Origin of the sequence: Methylobacterium brachythecii (assembly GCF_014196345.1) — a bacterium.
In the GTDB taxonomy this organism is placed as follows: Bacteria; Pseudomonadota; Alphaproteobacteria; order Rhizobiales; family Beijerinckiaceae; genus Methylobacterium; species Methylobacterium brachythecii.
In genome coordinates this window covers 105,475-118,820 of the sequence record NZ_JACIDN010000005.1, presented here as the reverse complement: position 1 = coordinate 118,820, position 13,346 = coordinate 105,475, and the positions used below count along the sequence as shown (strand labels likewise).

Sequence of the window (13,346 nt, the reverse complement as noted above, 5' to 3'; positions counted from 1 at the left end):
CTATGCAGTAAAGTGGTTCAAAACAGCAATGCGCCACTATATATGTGTCATTCCGATCCCGTTTAGGGACAGTTCGCGTGACGCTTCGTTAATACTTCTTAATGTCAGCGAAAAACATTCCAGATTATCTCAGCTGGCTTTGCTGAGCGGCTGTTCCATGCCTGAGGCGACCACGCGGTCTCTGCCTGTCGCCTTCGCCTCGTAGAGCGCAACGTCGGCGCGCTTGAGCAGGCCATCGACGGTGTCCCCATCGCGCCAAGTGCTGACGCCGAAGCTGCAGGACAGTTTCACGGGACCTTTCTCCGCCGGGATGCGCAGGCCGAGGGCACGGCGACGCAGACGTTCGGCAACCATCATGGCCTTGTCGAGATCGCGCTCCGGCAGCAGCAGCGCGTATTCCTCGCCACCGAGACGGCCGGCAATGCCCTTCCCGGAGATCAGGGTCGCCACCGCTTTGATGACCTCGTCGCCGATATCATGGCCATGGGCATCGTTAATGCGCTTGAAATGGTCGATGTCGAGTAGCACCGCGGAGAGGTTGCCCGAGGTTCCGGCATGGGCGACGGCCTCGTGCGCGCGGCTCATGAAGGCACGGCGGTTCATCAGGCCCGTGAGGGGGTCGGTTTCGGCCAGCCGGATCAGGGCAGCCTGCATGGTGGTGAGCCGCTCGGCCGCGCGCAGACGCGCGTGAAGTTCCTCGGCACTCGGCGGCTTCTCGATGAAGTCGTCGGCGCCGCTGTCCAGTGCTTCGGCCAGCGTGTGCGTGCAGCGCGTCGAGGACATCACGATGATGGAAAGCGGCCGGTTGGCATCGCCGATCAGGCGCGAGCCCCAGCACAATTCCAGGCCTCCGATCGGCCTGACTTCCAGGCTCGTGATCAAGGCCCTGACCGACGGTTGCCTGGAGAGATAGTCCAGCGCTTCCGAGGAGTCGGTGAACAGTTCGACCACGTGGCCACGCGGCTCCAGAAGCCCGGCGATGAGCTTCAGGACGACGCGGCTCGAATCGACAATCGCGATGTGCATCTCAGCCTGCCGTGATCGGTCCCGCCTCGCGGCAACCGTGCAGTCAAGATGACGCCAAGAGGTTAAAGCCTCCGCTCACAGGCCGCTCAACTTGAAATGGTAGGTGAAATTTGCCTCTGCATCTGCCGATTGATTCGGGCGATCGCGCTGCGATGCAGAGCCGGCTTCAGCGGCGTGGCACCGTCACCGAGATTACGCGCACGCCGCTCCGGCCCGGTTCGACGGCCCACTGCCCTCCCCCCTCGCGTGCAGCCTGACGGACGGCGCCGCTCCGGAGCCGAGGTCCCGCATCGCGGCCGTTGATCACGGTCAGGGTCGGCTCCCCAGCCGGGGCCTGACGGATGCCCGTGATGGTCGGGACGCCGTAGGTGCCATAGCCCCAGGCGGGCGGCACGATCTCGCTCGGCCGCGGGAACCGCGTAAGAGTCGCGCCGACATAGGCTCCGCCGATTGCCTCGCCGGCGAACCCGTACCCGCCGCCATACCCATAATCCCCGATGACGCTGAAGCGCTCGCCCGCCGTCGCGCCCGACGCGGCGCAGGCGGAGATCAGCGCGGCAAGGCCGAGAAACATGAGACGCATCGGACGGGACTCCAGGCTCGATGCGGGGTCAATCGCATCCTCCCCTAGCTCGTTCCGGGACGACCCTTTGCGCCATCGATGCAGAGTGCTGACACAGGCCGCCATCCCGCGGAAATTGCGGGTGCGACGGTGGCCGGGCGCGCCTCAGCGGCAGGTCGTGACGCGCCGGACGACCCAGCCCTCGCCCTCGATCCAGAGGCGCTTGCGGGATTTGTTGCAGGTTGCGGAAGATTCGTCATCCGCGACCGCCGTCTGGGCCTGTGCCGCCTCCGCCACCCGGGTAGGCTTCTGCTCGACTGGGGTTGCGGCTGCGATCGCGGCGCTGGTCGCGCCAGCGATCAGGAGGCCGCCCGACAAGGCGGCGAGCGAAGATACCAGCTTGATCGTCATCCCAACCCTACCCGCGCGGCCATCTGGCGCCGCGCCCTGTTCGTTCGAATTCCGCCGTGAACGCTCGGCCACACTTCTGTCCAATTCACAGCATGGCCGTTCGGTTTCCTGGAAACGTCGCTGACGGTGCATAAAAAGAGGTCGTTTCCAGTGAGACTCCGTCAGTCCCGCACGGGGCGTGGAGATGATGTTTCGGTCTTGCGAAGCTGCCCGGAATGAGACTACTTCCGATCCGGCCTTCGACACGGCCAGATCGGCGCGTGGGCCGGACAAAATATTCGTTTAAAATCATTATAAACTACCGATCGCCGGAATAAGACTGTGTCTCTGTTGAAATTCATGGCGATCTCGCTCATCGGCTCGGCCGATCGGCAATCGAAAGGCTTGAAAAGTCTATGAACGGTTCGACCTTTCTGCAGGCCTTCACGATCTTGTTTCGCGAAGGGCTCGAGGCGCTCCTGGTGATTGCGGCGCTGGCGGCCTTCCTGCGTCGGGCCGGTGCCCCGGAGCGGATCGCCCCCCTCTATGCCGGTGCCGCGGCGGCTGTGCTCGCGAGCCTCGGCATGGCCTGGGTGTTCGAGACCTATTACGACGGCAATCACAGCGACCTGTTCGAGGCGGCGGTGATGCTGCTTGCCGCCGCACTGATGTTCTACATGAGCGGCTGGCTCCTGATGCGGCAGGACCCGAAGGCCTGGCAGGCCGATCTCAACCGCCTTGCCGAGAAGGCCCTGGGTGCGGGCACGATCGTCTCGCTCGCCGCGATCGCCTTCCTCGCCGTCTTCCGCGAGGGAGCGGAGACCATGCTGTTCGTCCACGCATTGGCCAAGGGCGCCAACGGCTTCGATGCGAGCCTGCTCGCCGGCTTGGCGGTGGCTGTGGTGGCGCTGGCGGCGATGTTCGTCGCGATGCAGTGGCTCGCACTGCGCCTGCCGCTGCGGCCGATGTTCCTCGTGACCTCTGCGTTCCTGTTCGTGATGGCGCTGAAGATGGTCGGCGCCGCGTTCCAGGAGTTTCAGGAGCAGGCCATCGTCCCCGTCCACAACGACGGCGTGCCGGAATGGGTGGGCACGCTCGGCCTCAACGGAAGCTGGGAGGCGCTCGGAGCCCAGGGCGTGATCCTGGTGCTCGCATCGATCACGGGCGTGCTGCTGCTGCGCGGCGGCGGCGGAAACGGGCCGCGGAAGGCAACGGTCTCTTGACGGATCGCCGAGCTTACTCCGCCGGCTCTCCGGCCGTGACGGAGATCATCGGCAACGTGGTCGTCTCCGTGAAGGCTATCGCGCGCCCGTGCAGCCCCGAGAGGGTCGCAGCGCCCAATCCGAGGGCGAGGCTCAGCGCGATGAGCGAGGTCTCGACACCACGATAGAACAGATCCATGGCAAGCCTCCGGACCCGATTCGGATCATGTCCGATCGTCGGCCGGAAGCAGTGACCAAAGCGTAACCGGGAGCGGGCTCGGTGCCGAGCCGGTTCTGGCGCGGCTCAATCGTCGCGGTAGACGCGCTCGCGGCGCTCGTGGCGCTCCTGGGCTTCCAGCGACAGCGTGGCAATCGGCCGCGCGTCGAGACGCTTCAGGGAGATCGGCTCGCCGGTCTCCTCGCAGAAGCCGTAGGAGCGATCCTCGATCCGCGAGAGAGCCGCATCGATCTTGCTCGTGAGCTTGCGCTGGCGGTCGCGCGCCCGCAGCTCGATCGCCCGATCGGTCTCGGACGAGGCGCGGTCCGCCAAGTCCGGATGGTTCTCGTTCTCGCTCTGCAGGGCGCTCAGCGTGCCCTGCGCTTCGCGCAGGATCTCGCTTTTCCAGTTCAGCAGCTTGCGCCGAAAATACTCGCGCTGCCGGTCGTTCATGAAAGGCTCGGTGTCGGAGGGCGTGTAGCTCTCGTCGATCGTCACCTTGGTCATGCCTTGCCTCACGCCAATCACTGTCGGCTGCCGCGACATTGCGCGAGCGTATAAGCGAGGGGTGCGGTCTTCACAACGCACCTCGACGATGTCGAGGCAATCGATACAAAAAGATGTGGCCATGCGGCAAACACGTCACGGTCGTATCGGCGAAAAGGTGAAAAATTCAAATTTGATCGACGTTTCGCGGGCTGTGGTCGAGATTTTTCTTTTCTGAGGACGGAGGGTTGCTTGGAACGACGGCGTTTCGCGTCGCGGTATACATGGCCATTGCAGCCGTCATCGCCGTGAGACACGCGACGGCCCGCGGCCGGGCTCGCGAAACAAGTCCAGCGGCTGCGCGTCAGAACTGGAAATAAATAAATTCGCGATTCGCGTCATCGCCGATCTTGAGCACGATGACGACGAACAGCACCGCGAATGCCACTGCGAGTGCCCGGCTCGCCGGAAGCCGATGGACCACGACCCAGGCGCTAGGCCCGATCAGCGCAATGGCGGCGGGGATCGCGAGCCCGCGCCAGCGGAACAGGGAGCCGAGCGGCGCCTGCCCGAACAGCCCCTTGTAGACGCCGAGCGCGCCCTCGAAACTCGTGGCGCGGAACAAGACCCAGGTGAGTACGACGAAGCTCATCGTCAGCGCCCAGCCGAGCAGTGCGGGCATGGGGCGACCGCTGCGGCGCCAGAGCACACCCGCGCAGAGGCCGAGCCCGTGGGCCGCGCCCCAGGCGACGAAGGTCAAGCCGGCGCCGTGCCAGAGGCCGCCGAGCGTCATCGTCGCGAACAGGGCGGCCAGTTGAAGGGCGAGCCCGCGGCGATTTCCTCCGAGGGCGATGTAGAGGTAGTCGCGCAGGAAGCGCGACAGCGTCATGTGCCAACGCCGCCAGAAATCCCGCAGCGAGGTGGCTCGGTAGGGCACGTCGAAGTTCTGCGGCAGGACGAGGCCGAACAGCAGGGCGATGCCGAGCGCCATGTCGGTATAGCCCGAGAAATCGAAGTAGATCTGCAGAGTGAAGCCGAGCGTCGCCTGCCAGGCCTCGGTCACGGTGACGACGTGCCCGGCGGCAGCGTTCTCGAAGACGGAATTGACCTGGACGCTGAGAGGGTCGCTCAGAAGCACCTTCTTCGAGAGGCCGACGACGAGCAGCAGCAGGCCGCGTCCGATCCGCTCCATCGCGTCGGCGCGCGCGTAGGGGCGCTCGTCGAACTGGTGCATGATCTCGCTCCAGCGCACGAGCGGGCCGGCGAGAACCTGCGGGAAGAAGGCGATGTAGAGCGCGTATTTGACGAGCCCGAAGGCCGGCGCCCGGCCGGCCCTCAGGTCGGTCAGATACATGATGTGGTGGAAGGTGAAGAACGAGATGCCGAGTGGCAGCACCCAGTCGAGGTGGCGCGCGCTCACCCCGGGCAGCAGGCTCGCCAGATCCGCGAAGAAGTTCAGGTACTTGAAGAGCGCCAGGACCAGCAGGTTCGCGCCGATCGCGGCCGGGATCAGCCAGGAAACGGGGCGCGCCAGAAACGCGCGCATGACGAGCCAGTTCACGCCGATCGAAGCCAGCATCAGCGGCACGAAGCGGATGTCCCACCAGCCGTAGAAGACGAGCGACAGCAGGACGAGCAGCGCCAGCCGCCAGTCCGGCCGGAATCGCTCGACCAGCGCGTGGAGGGCGAAGGCGAGCGGTAGGAAGGCGAGAAGAAAGATGTGCGAGTTGAAGAGCATCGCCGCTGGATCAGGCGCGCGATGCGGGGCGCGTGGCCACCGTCCCCCTCACGCCGCGCCCTTGTCGAAGATCGGTCCGGCCAGGTCAACGGATGAAGCGGGGCCGGCGCGAGTTCGGTTCCGTACGATCAGGTTCCTGCGGCGATGCGTGCACAGCCAGAAGGTATCTATCTCGTTGTCGAAAAAGCGCTTTTCAGCTAGGCTCGAATCGGTCGAGACAGGCGACGCGTGACCGAAAATCATCGAAATCGAGTGGAGGTCGAACGACTTGCGGCGGAGAACGCGCGGTTGCGTAGCCTGCTGCAGGATGTCGAGGCCGATGCCTCGCGCGCCGAGGACAGCAGAGGCCAGCCGGCCGACCGCGATTACCAGCTCGATCTCGCCGATGCCGTCTCCGGCATCGCGGCCTCGGACGACCTCGCCGTCGAGTTGCGCGCCAGCCAAGCCGCCCTGGCGCTCATCGAGGAGCGCCTCGCCTTCGCCGTCGAAGCTTCGGGCGCCCTCGGCTGGTGGGACTGGGACATCGCCCTCGACCGCGTCTATGCCGGCGAGGTCTTCGCACGAATGTACGGGGTCGATCCCGCCGAGGCGGCAGCCGGCGCTCCGCTCACGGCCTTCGTCGACGGGATACACCCGGACGACCGGGAGATGGTTGCAGCGAAGATCGCGGCGACCGCCGCCGAGGCGGCCGAGTTCCGGGAGGAATACCGCCTGCTCGGTGCCGACGGCACCGTCACCTGGGTCTATGCCCGGGGCCGCTGCTACCACGATACGGAGGGCCGCCCGTCGCGCTTCCCCGGCGTCGTCATCGACATCACCGACCGGAAATGCACCGAGCGGCGCAAGGATGCGCTGATCGAGCTCGGCGACCGGCTTCGCGACCGCGACGACGTCGGCGAGATCACCTTCGCGGCGGCCGAGGTGATGGCGCGGGCACTCGGCGCTACGCGGGCCGGCTACGGCCTCGTCGACCACGCCGACGAGAGCATCGTGGTTCAGCCGGACTGGCGCTCGCCCGGGGCCGCGTCCATTGCCGGGCTGCACCGCTTCCGCGACTACGGCAGCTTCGTCGACGATCTGAAGCGCGGCGAGACGGTGATCATCACCGATGTCGCGACGGATCCGCGCTCGCGGGGCATGTCGGATACGCTTCTCGCTCTCGGCATCCGTGTGCTCGTCAACGTGCCCATCGTGGAGCGCGGCCGGCTCGCCGCCGTCGCCTTCGTGCATTACGACAAGCCACATCGATGGACGGATGAAGAGATCGGCTTCGTCCGGACGATGGCCGACCGCACCCAGGCTGCCGTGGCGAGAGCCCGCGCCGAGGAGCAGCAGCGCTGGCTCAACGGCGAATTGAGCCACCGGCTCAAGAACACGCTCGCGATGGTCCAGTCGATCGCGACCCAGACCCTGCGCAACGCCGCGGACCTCGACGCGGCGCGCGAGGATCTCGTCCCGCGCCTCATCGCGCTGGGCAAGGCCCACGACATCCTGCTCGCCGGCAGTCGCGAGAGCGCGGAGGTGGCCGACGTGGTGGGCGGCGCGCTGGCGCTCCATGCCGGACGGGAGGGCCGCTTCGAAATTCAGGGGGCTGTGATCCGCCTGGACTCGTCCGTCGCCCTGTCGCTGTCCCTGATCCTGCACGAACTCGCGACGAATGCCGCCAAATATGGATCGCTGTCACAGGAGAGCGGTCGAGTTTCGGTGTCATGGACGGTCGTTCGCGTAAACGGCGAGACGACGTTCCGCCTGGTTTGGACCGAGCGCGACGGCCCCGCCGTTTCGCCCCCCTCACGAAGAGGGTTCGGCTCGCGCTTGATCGAGCGCGGCCTCGCGGGGGGATCGGTGGCGATCGATTATGCGCCCGAAGGTCTGACCTGTACGCTCGAGGCTCTGCTGGGTGAGTGACCGGGCTGAGCCCCTTCCCAATCCAGCACCCCTTCCTCGGACGCGTGAAGCGAGAGCGGAACCTAAGCCGAGGCCTAGAGAAAAGACGTCGCGAAGAGTCGCAATGTCAGCGCGGTTCGACCCGAGCCGATGACGCGGCTCGTAATTGCTCTGCGTTCTGGATCACCTTCCGCTGGCGCTCACGCGTCCGGGAAGGAACCGCGTCGATCAGCCAGGAGCAGACCTCAAACGCCGCGTAGGGCTTCGAGCTTGGCGAGCTCCACGGCCGCACGCAGCTCGATCTCGGCGACGAGGCCGTCGAGGCGAGGATCGCCGCTGGACTCGGCCCTGTCGGCCAGGCGGCCGGCGATGGTCTGTAATTCGTGCGTGGCGACGCGGCCGCCGAGGATGGCGGCCTTGAGGCGATCGAGACCGTCGAGAAGGTCGTGGCCGCGCTTGACCGAGCGGCGACGGCGCTCTTGGGGCGCGTCCTCGTTGCCCTGCAAGGTCAGGATGGCATCGAGCCCGGCGAGCATGCCGGTCTGCGTGGTAGCGCTCGTTCCAACACGGGCCTGCTGCGCGCCCTCGGTGAGAGAGAACGCGCGCGCGGCGTCCGCGCGGCGTCCGGCATTGGCCGGTCCGGCAGCGGTAGCGGCAAAGCGTTGCTCGACGCGCATGATCCTAGCTGGGAAGGAGACGGGAGCCATCACGGCTCGACCCGTCCAGTCTTCCGGCCGCCATGGTTAACCGTCGGTAAACGGCCCGGCAGAAGCTGCCGGGCCGGCAGGAAAGGACGCGACCGGCGAGGCCTCGCTCGCCCGTGAAGCTTTGGAAAAATCGATAAAATTCAGTGATTTACAAAAACCCGACGGATGGCACGCCGCTCGCAAGGGAGGAGCCGTCAGTCACCTGAGTCCACCATGACCCCGCGTCCGGTTCGGCCCACTTCTCTCCCCATCCTGCGCCTGCTGGCGCTGGGGCTCGTCGCCTGGCTGTCGAGCCTCGGCGCGGCTTCGGCGCTGTCGCGGGTGAAGGATCTCGCCTCGATCGAGGGCGTGCGCCAGAATCAGCTCGTCGGCTATGGCATCGTCGTCGGCCTCAACGGCACCGGCGACACCCTGAACAACATCCCCTTCACCAAGCAGTCGCTGCAGGCGATGCTGGAGCGGCTCGGCGTGAACACGCGCGGCGCCACCATGCGCACGCAGAATCTCGCGGCGGTGATGGTAACGGCGAACCTTCCGCCCTTCTCGGCGCAGGGCAATCGCATCGACGTCACCGTCTCCTCGCTCGGCGACGCCAAGTCACTGCAGGGCGGCACTCTGCTCGTCACGCCGCTGCTCGGCGCGGATGGCGAGGTCTACGCGCTGGCGCAGGGTTCGGTCGCCATTGCCGGCTTCTCGGCCGAAGGCGACGCGGCAAAGATCACCCGGGGTGTGCCGACGAACGGCCGGATCTCCAACGGCGCGAACGTCGAGCGCGAGGTGGCGTTCAAGCTGAACGACGCGCGGTCCCTGCGTCTGTCGCTGCGCAACCCCGACTTCACGACCTCGAAGCGTATCGCCGCCGCGATCAACGACTTCATGGGCTCCGATACGGCCGAGCCGACCGATCCCGCCACCGTCACCCTGCAGATCCCCGCCAAGTATCATGGCAACATGATCCGCCTCGTTACCGAGGTGGAGCAGCTCAAGGTCGAGCCCGATCAGACCGCCCGCGTCATCGTCGACGAGCGCTCGGGCATCATCGTGATGGGCCGCGACGTGCGCGTCTCGACCGTGGCGATCGCTCAGGGCAACCTGACGGTAACGATCACCGAGCAGCCGCAGGTCAGCCAGCCCGGCCCGCTCTCGAACGGTCAGACCGCCGTGGTGCCGCGCACCGCTCTCAAGGTCGATACCGGCGACGGCAACAAGCTCGCCCTGGTTCGCGAAGGCGTGACGCTCCGCGAGCTGGTCGACGGCCTCAATGCGCTGGGCGTCGGCCCGCGCGACCTCATCTCGATCCTGCAAGCCATCAAGACTGCCGGCGCCCTGCAGGCCGACATCGAACTCATGTGATCGACAAGGAGAAGGGCCAGACCATGCTTCCTCTCGCAACCTTCGCAGCATCCGCAGCGGTCGGCGTCGGCAAGGCCTTGGCCGGCGCCATCGCCAAGACCGGCACCGACACGATGGACACGGCCAAGGCGACCGCCTCGGCCAAGGCCAAGAAGACCGCCGATGAGTTCGAATCGATGTTCCTGGAGAACAGCCTCGAGTCGATCACCCAGTCGAGCGGCACCGAGGGACCGCTCGGCGAGAACGGGACCGGTGGCGGCGTCTGGCGCTCGATGCTCACCAAGGAATATGCCGGCTCGATCGTGAAGAGCGGCGGTGTCGGCATTTCGAGCCAGGTCTACGGCGAGATGATGAAGATGCAGGAGGCCGGCCGTGCAGGCGCCTGACACGCGCGCCGTGCGCATCCATGACAAGGCATCGGCCGAGGCGTTCATTGCAGGCCTGATGGCGACCATGCAGGACCTCGATGCGGTGCTCGCCAGCGAGAGCGACGGTGTCCGTGCCGGCCGCATCCGCGAGGCGATGGTCGACGGCCCGCGAAAGGCCGAACTCGCCTCAGCCTATCTGAACGGCCTGGAAGCCGCGAAGGCCAACGCCATTGCCCTGGCGCGGCTCGCACCGAGCGGGATCGAGAGCCTGAAGGCTGCCCATCGCCGTTTCGCCGCCGTCGTCGAGACGAACCAGACAGTGCTCGCTACCGCGCGGACCGTCTCCGAGGGGCTGATCCGCACGCTCGCCGAGGAGATCGGCAAGTCCGGGACGCCGACCGTCTACGGCCGGCCTTCGACACCGCCCTCCCCCTATGGGCGCAGCGCCGGACGGGGGCCGCTGCTGCTCTCGCGCAGCCTCTGACGCTTCAGCGGCGCCCGGCGTCGATGCGCACAAAGGAGCGCATCGGGCCGACGGCCGTGTCGGTGCGCGTATCGATCGCGAAGCGGCCGCTCCCCGTGCCGGTGCTGTAGGTGCGCGTATCCGTCGCGACGTCGGCGCCGGCGGCGACCCGGCCCGAGAGGCGGATGCAGGTGCTGGTGCCGGGGATGCGGGCGAAGCCTGGCCCCTGTTCCGGGCATTTCTGCATCGGCGCCTCGGACGGAAGCGGTGCCCGCTCGAAGGCGGTGGCCGGCGCCGCAGCGAGAAACAGGAGGAGCGGGCAGAGACGGACGAGGCGGTACATGGCGCGGGTTCCGGCGAAGACCGAGCGAACCTCTACGCCTAAGACCAGCGCCGTCTGACGCCTAGCGCTGCAAGGCCACAGATCCCCGCTCATGAAAAAAGCCTCCGGGAGTGCATCCCGGAGGCTCATGTCGTTCGTCAGCCCGCGGGGTCAGTGAGCGACCACCGCGGCGCCGTCTTCCTGGCCCGGCTTCTTCACTGGCGGAACCGGCTCGTCCCATTCGATCGGCTCGGGCTGTCGCACCAGGGCGTGGATCAGGACCTGGTCCATGCGCGAGACCGGGATGATGTCGAGGCCGTTCTTCACGCTGTCCGGCACCTCGGCGAGGTCCTTGGCGTTCTCCTCGGGGATCATCACCGTCTTGATGCCGCCGCGGAGAGCCGCGAGCAGCTTCTCCTTCAGGCCGCCGATCGGCAGGACGCGGCCACGCAGGGTGACCTCGCCCGTCATGGCGACCTCGCGGCGCACCGGGATGCCGGTGAGCGTCGAGATGATCGCCGTGGCCATGGCGATGCCGGCCGACGGACCGTCCTTCGGGGTTGCCCCTTCAGGCACGTGGACGTGGATGTCCCGGCGCTCGAACAGCGGAGGCTCGATGCCGAAGTCGATGGCCCGCGAGCGGACATAGCTCGCCGCAGCCGAGATCGACTCCTTCATCACGTCGCGCAGGTTGCCCGTGACCGTCATCTTGCCCTTGCCGGGCATCATGACGCCCTCGATCGTCAGCAATTCGCCGCCGACCTCGGTCCAGGCCAGACCCGTGACGACACCGACCTGATCGTCCGCGTCGATCTCGCCGTAGCGGAACTTCGGCGGCCCGAGGAATTCCGGCAGGGTCTCGGCGTTGCCCACGACGGACTTCACCTTCGCGATCAGGATCTCCTTCACCGCCTTGCGGGCGAGGTTGGAGATCTCGCGCTCCAGGTTCCGCACGCCTGCCTCACGGGTGTAGCGGCGGATGAGCATCATCAGGCCGTCGTCGGTGATCGACCATTCCTTCTCGTCCAGACCGTGCTTCTTGAGCGCGTTCGGGATGAGGTGGCGACGGGCGATCTCAGCCTTCTCCTCCTCGGTGTAGCCGGCGATCCGGATGATCTCCATGCGGTCCATCAAGGGGCCCGGGATGTTCAGCGTGTTCGCCGTCGTCACGAACATCACGTTCGACAGGTCGTAGTCGACCTCGAGGTAATGGTCGTTGAAGGTCGCGTTCTGCTCGGGGTCGAGGACCTCCAGCAGGGCGGCCGACGGATCACCGCGGAAATCCATGCCCATCTTGTCGATCTCGTCGAGCAGGATGAGCGGGTTCGAGGTCTTGGCCTTGCGCATCGACTGCACAACCTTGCCCGGCATGGAGCCGATATAGGTCCTGCGGTGACCGCGGATCTCGGCCTCGTCCCGCACGCCGCCGAGCGACATGCGCACGAACTCGCGACCCGTCGCCTGCGCGATCGACTTGCCGAGCGAGGTCTTGCCGACGCCCGGAGGGCCGACGAGGCACAGGATCGGTCCGGTCAGCTTGTTGGCGCGCTGCTGCACGGCAAGGTACTCGACGATCCGGTCCTTGACCTTGTCGAGGCCGAAATGATCCTCGTCGAGCAGCGTCTGGGCCGCGACGAGATCCTTCTTGATCTTCGAGCGCTTGTTCCACGGGATACCGAGCATCCAGTCGAGGTAATTGCGCACGACGGTCGCCTCGGCCGACATCGGCGACATCTGGCGCAGCTTCTTCAGCTCGGCCGTCGCCTTCTCGCGGGCTTCCTTCGAGAGCTTGGTCTTCTCGATCTTCTCCTCGAGCTCGGCCAGCTCGTCGCGGCCGTCCTCGTCGCCCAGCTCCTTCTGGATCGCCTTCATCTGCTCGTTGAGGTAGTACTCGCGCTGAGTCTTCTCCATCTGCCGCTTGACGCGGGTCCGGATGCGCTTCTCCACCTGCAGGACGGAGATCTCGCTCTCCATCAGCGACAGCACGCGCTCGAGGCGAGCGGCGACAGTCGGGATTTCGAGGATCGCCTGCTTGTCTGCGATCTTGACCGCGAGATGCGAGCCGACCGTGTCGGCGAGCTTCGAGGGCTCGTCGATCTGCGTGACGGCCGAGACGACCTCGGGGGAGATCTTCTTGTTCAGCTTCACGTAGTTCTCGAACTCGGAGATCACCGAGCGCGCGAGGGCTTCGGCCTCGACGCTGTCGCCGAGATCGTCGACCAGCGTCTCCGCGGTCGCCTCGTAATACTCGTCCGAGCGGATGAACTCCTCGATCTTGGCACGGCCGGCGCCTTCGACGAGTACCTTCACGGTTCCGTCGGGCAGCTTGAGGAGCTGAAGCACGCTGGCGAGCGTGCCGATCTTGTAGATCTGGTCGGTCGACGGATCGTCGTCGCCGGCATTGATCTGGGTGGCGAGCAGGATGTGACGATCGGCCTTCACGGCCTCTTCGAGAGCGCGGATGGATTTCTCGCGGCCGACAAAGAGCGGCACGATCATGTGCGGGAATACGACGATGTCGCGCAGGGGCAGGACGGCATAGGAGCCCGTCGAGCCCGGAACGACCGGCTGGCGCGATTTCGACTGGGTCATGGGGTTGGCTTCCCTTGTGCTCTGACGCCGGGC

14 protein-coding genes are annotated in these 13,346 nt (G+C 66.3%); 5 read left to right on the top strand and 9 right to left on the bottom strand.

Annotated features, from left to right (window positions below):
- Positions 1–129: 129 nt before the first annotated feature.
- The 3 genes from GGR33_RS14135 to GGR33_RS14125 all read right to left on the bottom strand — a co-directional run bounded on the left by GGR33_RS14135 (position 130) and on the right by GGR33_RS14125 (position 1,999).
- Positions 130–1,026: a GGDEF domain-containing response regulator gene (locus GGR33_RS14135; RefSeq protein WP_183506280.1), complete on the bottom strand. Its 897-nt coding sequence runs from the start codon at positions 1,024–1,026 to the stop codon at positions 130–132.
- 166 nt (positions 1,027–1,192) lie between these two features.
- Entirely contained in the window at positions 1,193–1,609 is a 417-nt protein-coding gene (locus tag GGR33_RS14130) for a hypothetical protein (RefSeq protein ID WP_183506278.1), read from the bottom strand.
- Between the two features lie 144 nt (positions 1,610–1,753).
- On the bottom strand, positions 1,754–1,999 hold the full coding sequence (locus GGR33_RS14125) for a hypothetical protein (RefSeq protein ID WP_210302018.1): 246 nt from the start codon (positions 1,997–1,999) through the stop codon (positions 1,754–1,756).
- A gap of 395 nt (positions 2,000–2,394) precedes the next feature.
- Between GGR33_RS14125 and GGR33_RS14120 the strand changes: the two genes are divergently transcribed.
- The gene (locus GGR33_RS14120; protein ID WP_183506276.1) at positions 2,395–3,201 is read left to right on the top strand and encodes an FTR1 family protein; all 807 of its coding nucleotides are present in this window, start codon (positions 2,395–2,397) and stop codon (positions 3,199–3,201) included.
- A 13-nt stretch (positions 3,202–3,214) separates the two neighbouring features.
- Here GGR33_RS14120 and GGR33_RS14115 read toward each other — a convergent pair whose 3' ends face one another.
- From GGR33_RS14115 to GGR33_RS14105, 3 genes are all read right to left on the bottom strand, one after another.
- Positions 3,215–3,379 (bottom strand): hypothetical protein, encoded by a 165-nt coding sequence (locus GGR33_RS14115; protein ID WP_183506274.1) that lies wholly within the window; start codon positions 3,377–3,379, stop codon positions 3,215–3,217.
- A gap of 105 nt (positions 3,380–3,484) precedes the next feature.
- Positions 3,485–3,904, bottom strand: coding sequence for an RNA polymerase-binding protein DksA (dksA, locus tag GGR33_RS14110; RefSeq protein WP_183506272.1), 420 nt, complete (start codon positions 3,902–3,904; stop codon positions 3,485–3,487).
- Positions 3,905–4,247: 343 nt separating this feature from the next.
- Positions 4,248–5,621 carry an MBOAT family O-acyltransferase gene (locus tag GGR33_RS14105; protein ID WP_183506270.1) on the bottom strand — a complete coding sequence of 458 codons (1,374 nt, stop codon included), beginning with the start codon at positions 5,619–5,621 and terminating at the stop codon, positions 4,248–4,250.
- Between the two features lie 288 nt (positions 5,622–5,909).
- Here GGR33_RS14105 and GGR33_RS14100 point away from each other — a divergent pair, with 288 nt between their 5' ends.
- Positions 5,910–7,529, top strand: a complete 1,620-nt coding sequence (locus tag GGR33_RS14100) for a sensor histidine kinase (RefSeq protein WP_183506268.1) — start codon at positions 5,910–5,912, stop codon at positions 7,527–7,529.
- A 224-nt stretch (positions 7,530–7,753) separates the two neighbouring features.
- On the opposite strand, the gene GGR33_RS14095 is transcribed toward GGR33_RS14100, so the two are convergent.
- On the bottom strand, positions 7,754–8,185 hold the full coding sequence (locus GGR33_RS14095; protein WP_183506913.1) for a flagellar assembly protein FliX: 432 nt from the start codon (positions 8,183–8,185) through the stop codon (positions 7,754–7,756).
- 243 nt (positions 8,186–8,428) lie between these two features.
- On the opposite strand from GGR33_RS14095, the gene GGR33_RS14090 reads away from it, so the two are divergent.
- Genes GGR33_RS14090 through GGR33_RS14080 form a run of 3 tightly spaced genes read left to right on the top strand, consistent with a single transcriptional unit; the run spans position 8,429 to position 10,420 of the window.
- Positions 8,429–9,568: a flagellar basal body P-ring protein FlgI gene (locus tag GGR33_RS14090; RefSeq protein ID WP_183506266.1), complete on the top strand. Its 1,140-nt coding sequence runs from the start codon at positions 8,429–8,431 to the stop codon at positions 9,566–9,568.
- Positions 9,569–9,591: 23 nt separating this feature from the next.
- Positions 9,592–9,954: a rod-binding protein gene (locus GGR33_RS14085; RefSeq protein WP_183506264.1), complete on the top strand. Its 363-nt coding sequence runs from the start codon at positions 9,592–9,594 to the stop codon at positions 9,952–9,954.
- Positions 9,941–10,420, top strand: coding sequence for a hypothetical protein (locus GGR33_RS14080; RefSeq protein ID WP_183506262.1), 480 nt, complete (start codon positions 9,941–9,943; stop codon positions 10,418–10,420). Before GGR33_RS14085 ends, GGR33_RS14080 begins: the two co-directional genes overlap by 14 nt.
- Positions 10,421–10,424: 4 nt before the next feature.
- On the opposite strand, the gene GGR33_RS14075 is transcribed toward GGR33_RS14080, so the two are convergent.
- Together GGR33_RS14075 and lon are read right to left on the bottom strand one after the other, a co-directional pair.
- On the bottom strand, positions 10,425–10,835 hold the full coding sequence (locus tag GGR33_RS14075; protein WP_246413141.1) for a porin: 411 nt from the start codon (positions 10,833–10,835) through the stop codon (positions 10,425–10,427).
- A 57-nt stretch (positions 10,836–10,892) separates the two neighbouring features.
- Positions 10,893–13,313, bottom strand: a complete 2,421-nt coding sequence (gene lon / locus GGR33_RS14070; protein WP_183506260.1) for an endopeptidase La — start codon at positions 13,311–13,313, stop codon at positions 10,893–10,895.
- Positions 13,314–13,346 lie beyond the last annotated feature (33 nt).

Coding starts and splice junctions, on each gene's coding strand:
- GGR33_RS14135 (WP_183506280.1), bottom strand. CDS start 1,026: ATGCACATCGCGATTGTCGATTCGAGCCGCGTCGTCCTGAAGCTCATC.
- GGR33_RS14130 (WP_183506278.1), bottom strand. CDS start 1,609: ATGCGTCTCATGTTTCTCGGCCTTGCCGCGCTGATCTCCGCCTGCGCC.
- GGR33_RS14125 (WP_210302018.1), bottom strand. CDS start 1,999: ATGACGATCAAGCTGGTATCTTCGCTCGCCGCCTTGTCGGGCGGCCTC.
- GGR33_RS14120 (WP_183506276.1), top strand. CDS start 2,395: ATGAACGGTTCGACCTTTCTGCAGGCCTTCACGATCTTGTTTCGCGAA.
- GGR33_RS14115 (WP_183506274.1), bottom strand. CDS start 3,379: ATGGATCTGTTCTATCGTGGTGTCGAGACCTCGCTCATCGCGCTGAGC.
- dksA (WP_183506272.1), bottom strand. CDS start 3,904: ATGACCAAGGTGACGATCGACGAGAGCTACACGCCCTCCGACACCGAG.
- GGR33_RS14105 (WP_183506270.1), bottom strand. CDS start 5,621: ATGCTCTTCAACTCGCACATCTTTCTTCTCGCCTTCCTACCGCTCGCC.
- GGR33_RS14095 (WP_183506913.1), bottom strand. CDS start 8,185: ATGCGCGTCGAGCAACGCTTTGCCGCTACCGCTGCCGGACCGGCCAAT.
- GGR33_RS14090 (WP_183506266.1), top strand. CDS start 8,429: ATGACCCCGCGTCCGGTTCGGCCCACTTCTCTCCCCATCCTGCGCCTG.
- GGR33_RS14085 (WP_183506264.1), top strand. CDS start 9,592: ATGCTTCCTCTCGCAACCTTCGCAGCATCCGCAGCGGTCGGCGTCGGC.
- GGR33_RS14075 (WP_246413141.1), bottom strand. CDS start 10,835: ATGAGCGGGGATCTGTGGCCTTGCAGCGCTAGGCGTCAGACGGCGCTG.
- lon (WP_183506260.1), bottom strand. CDS start 13,313: ATGACCCAGTCGAAATCGCGCCAGCCGGTCGTTCCGGGCTCGACGGGC.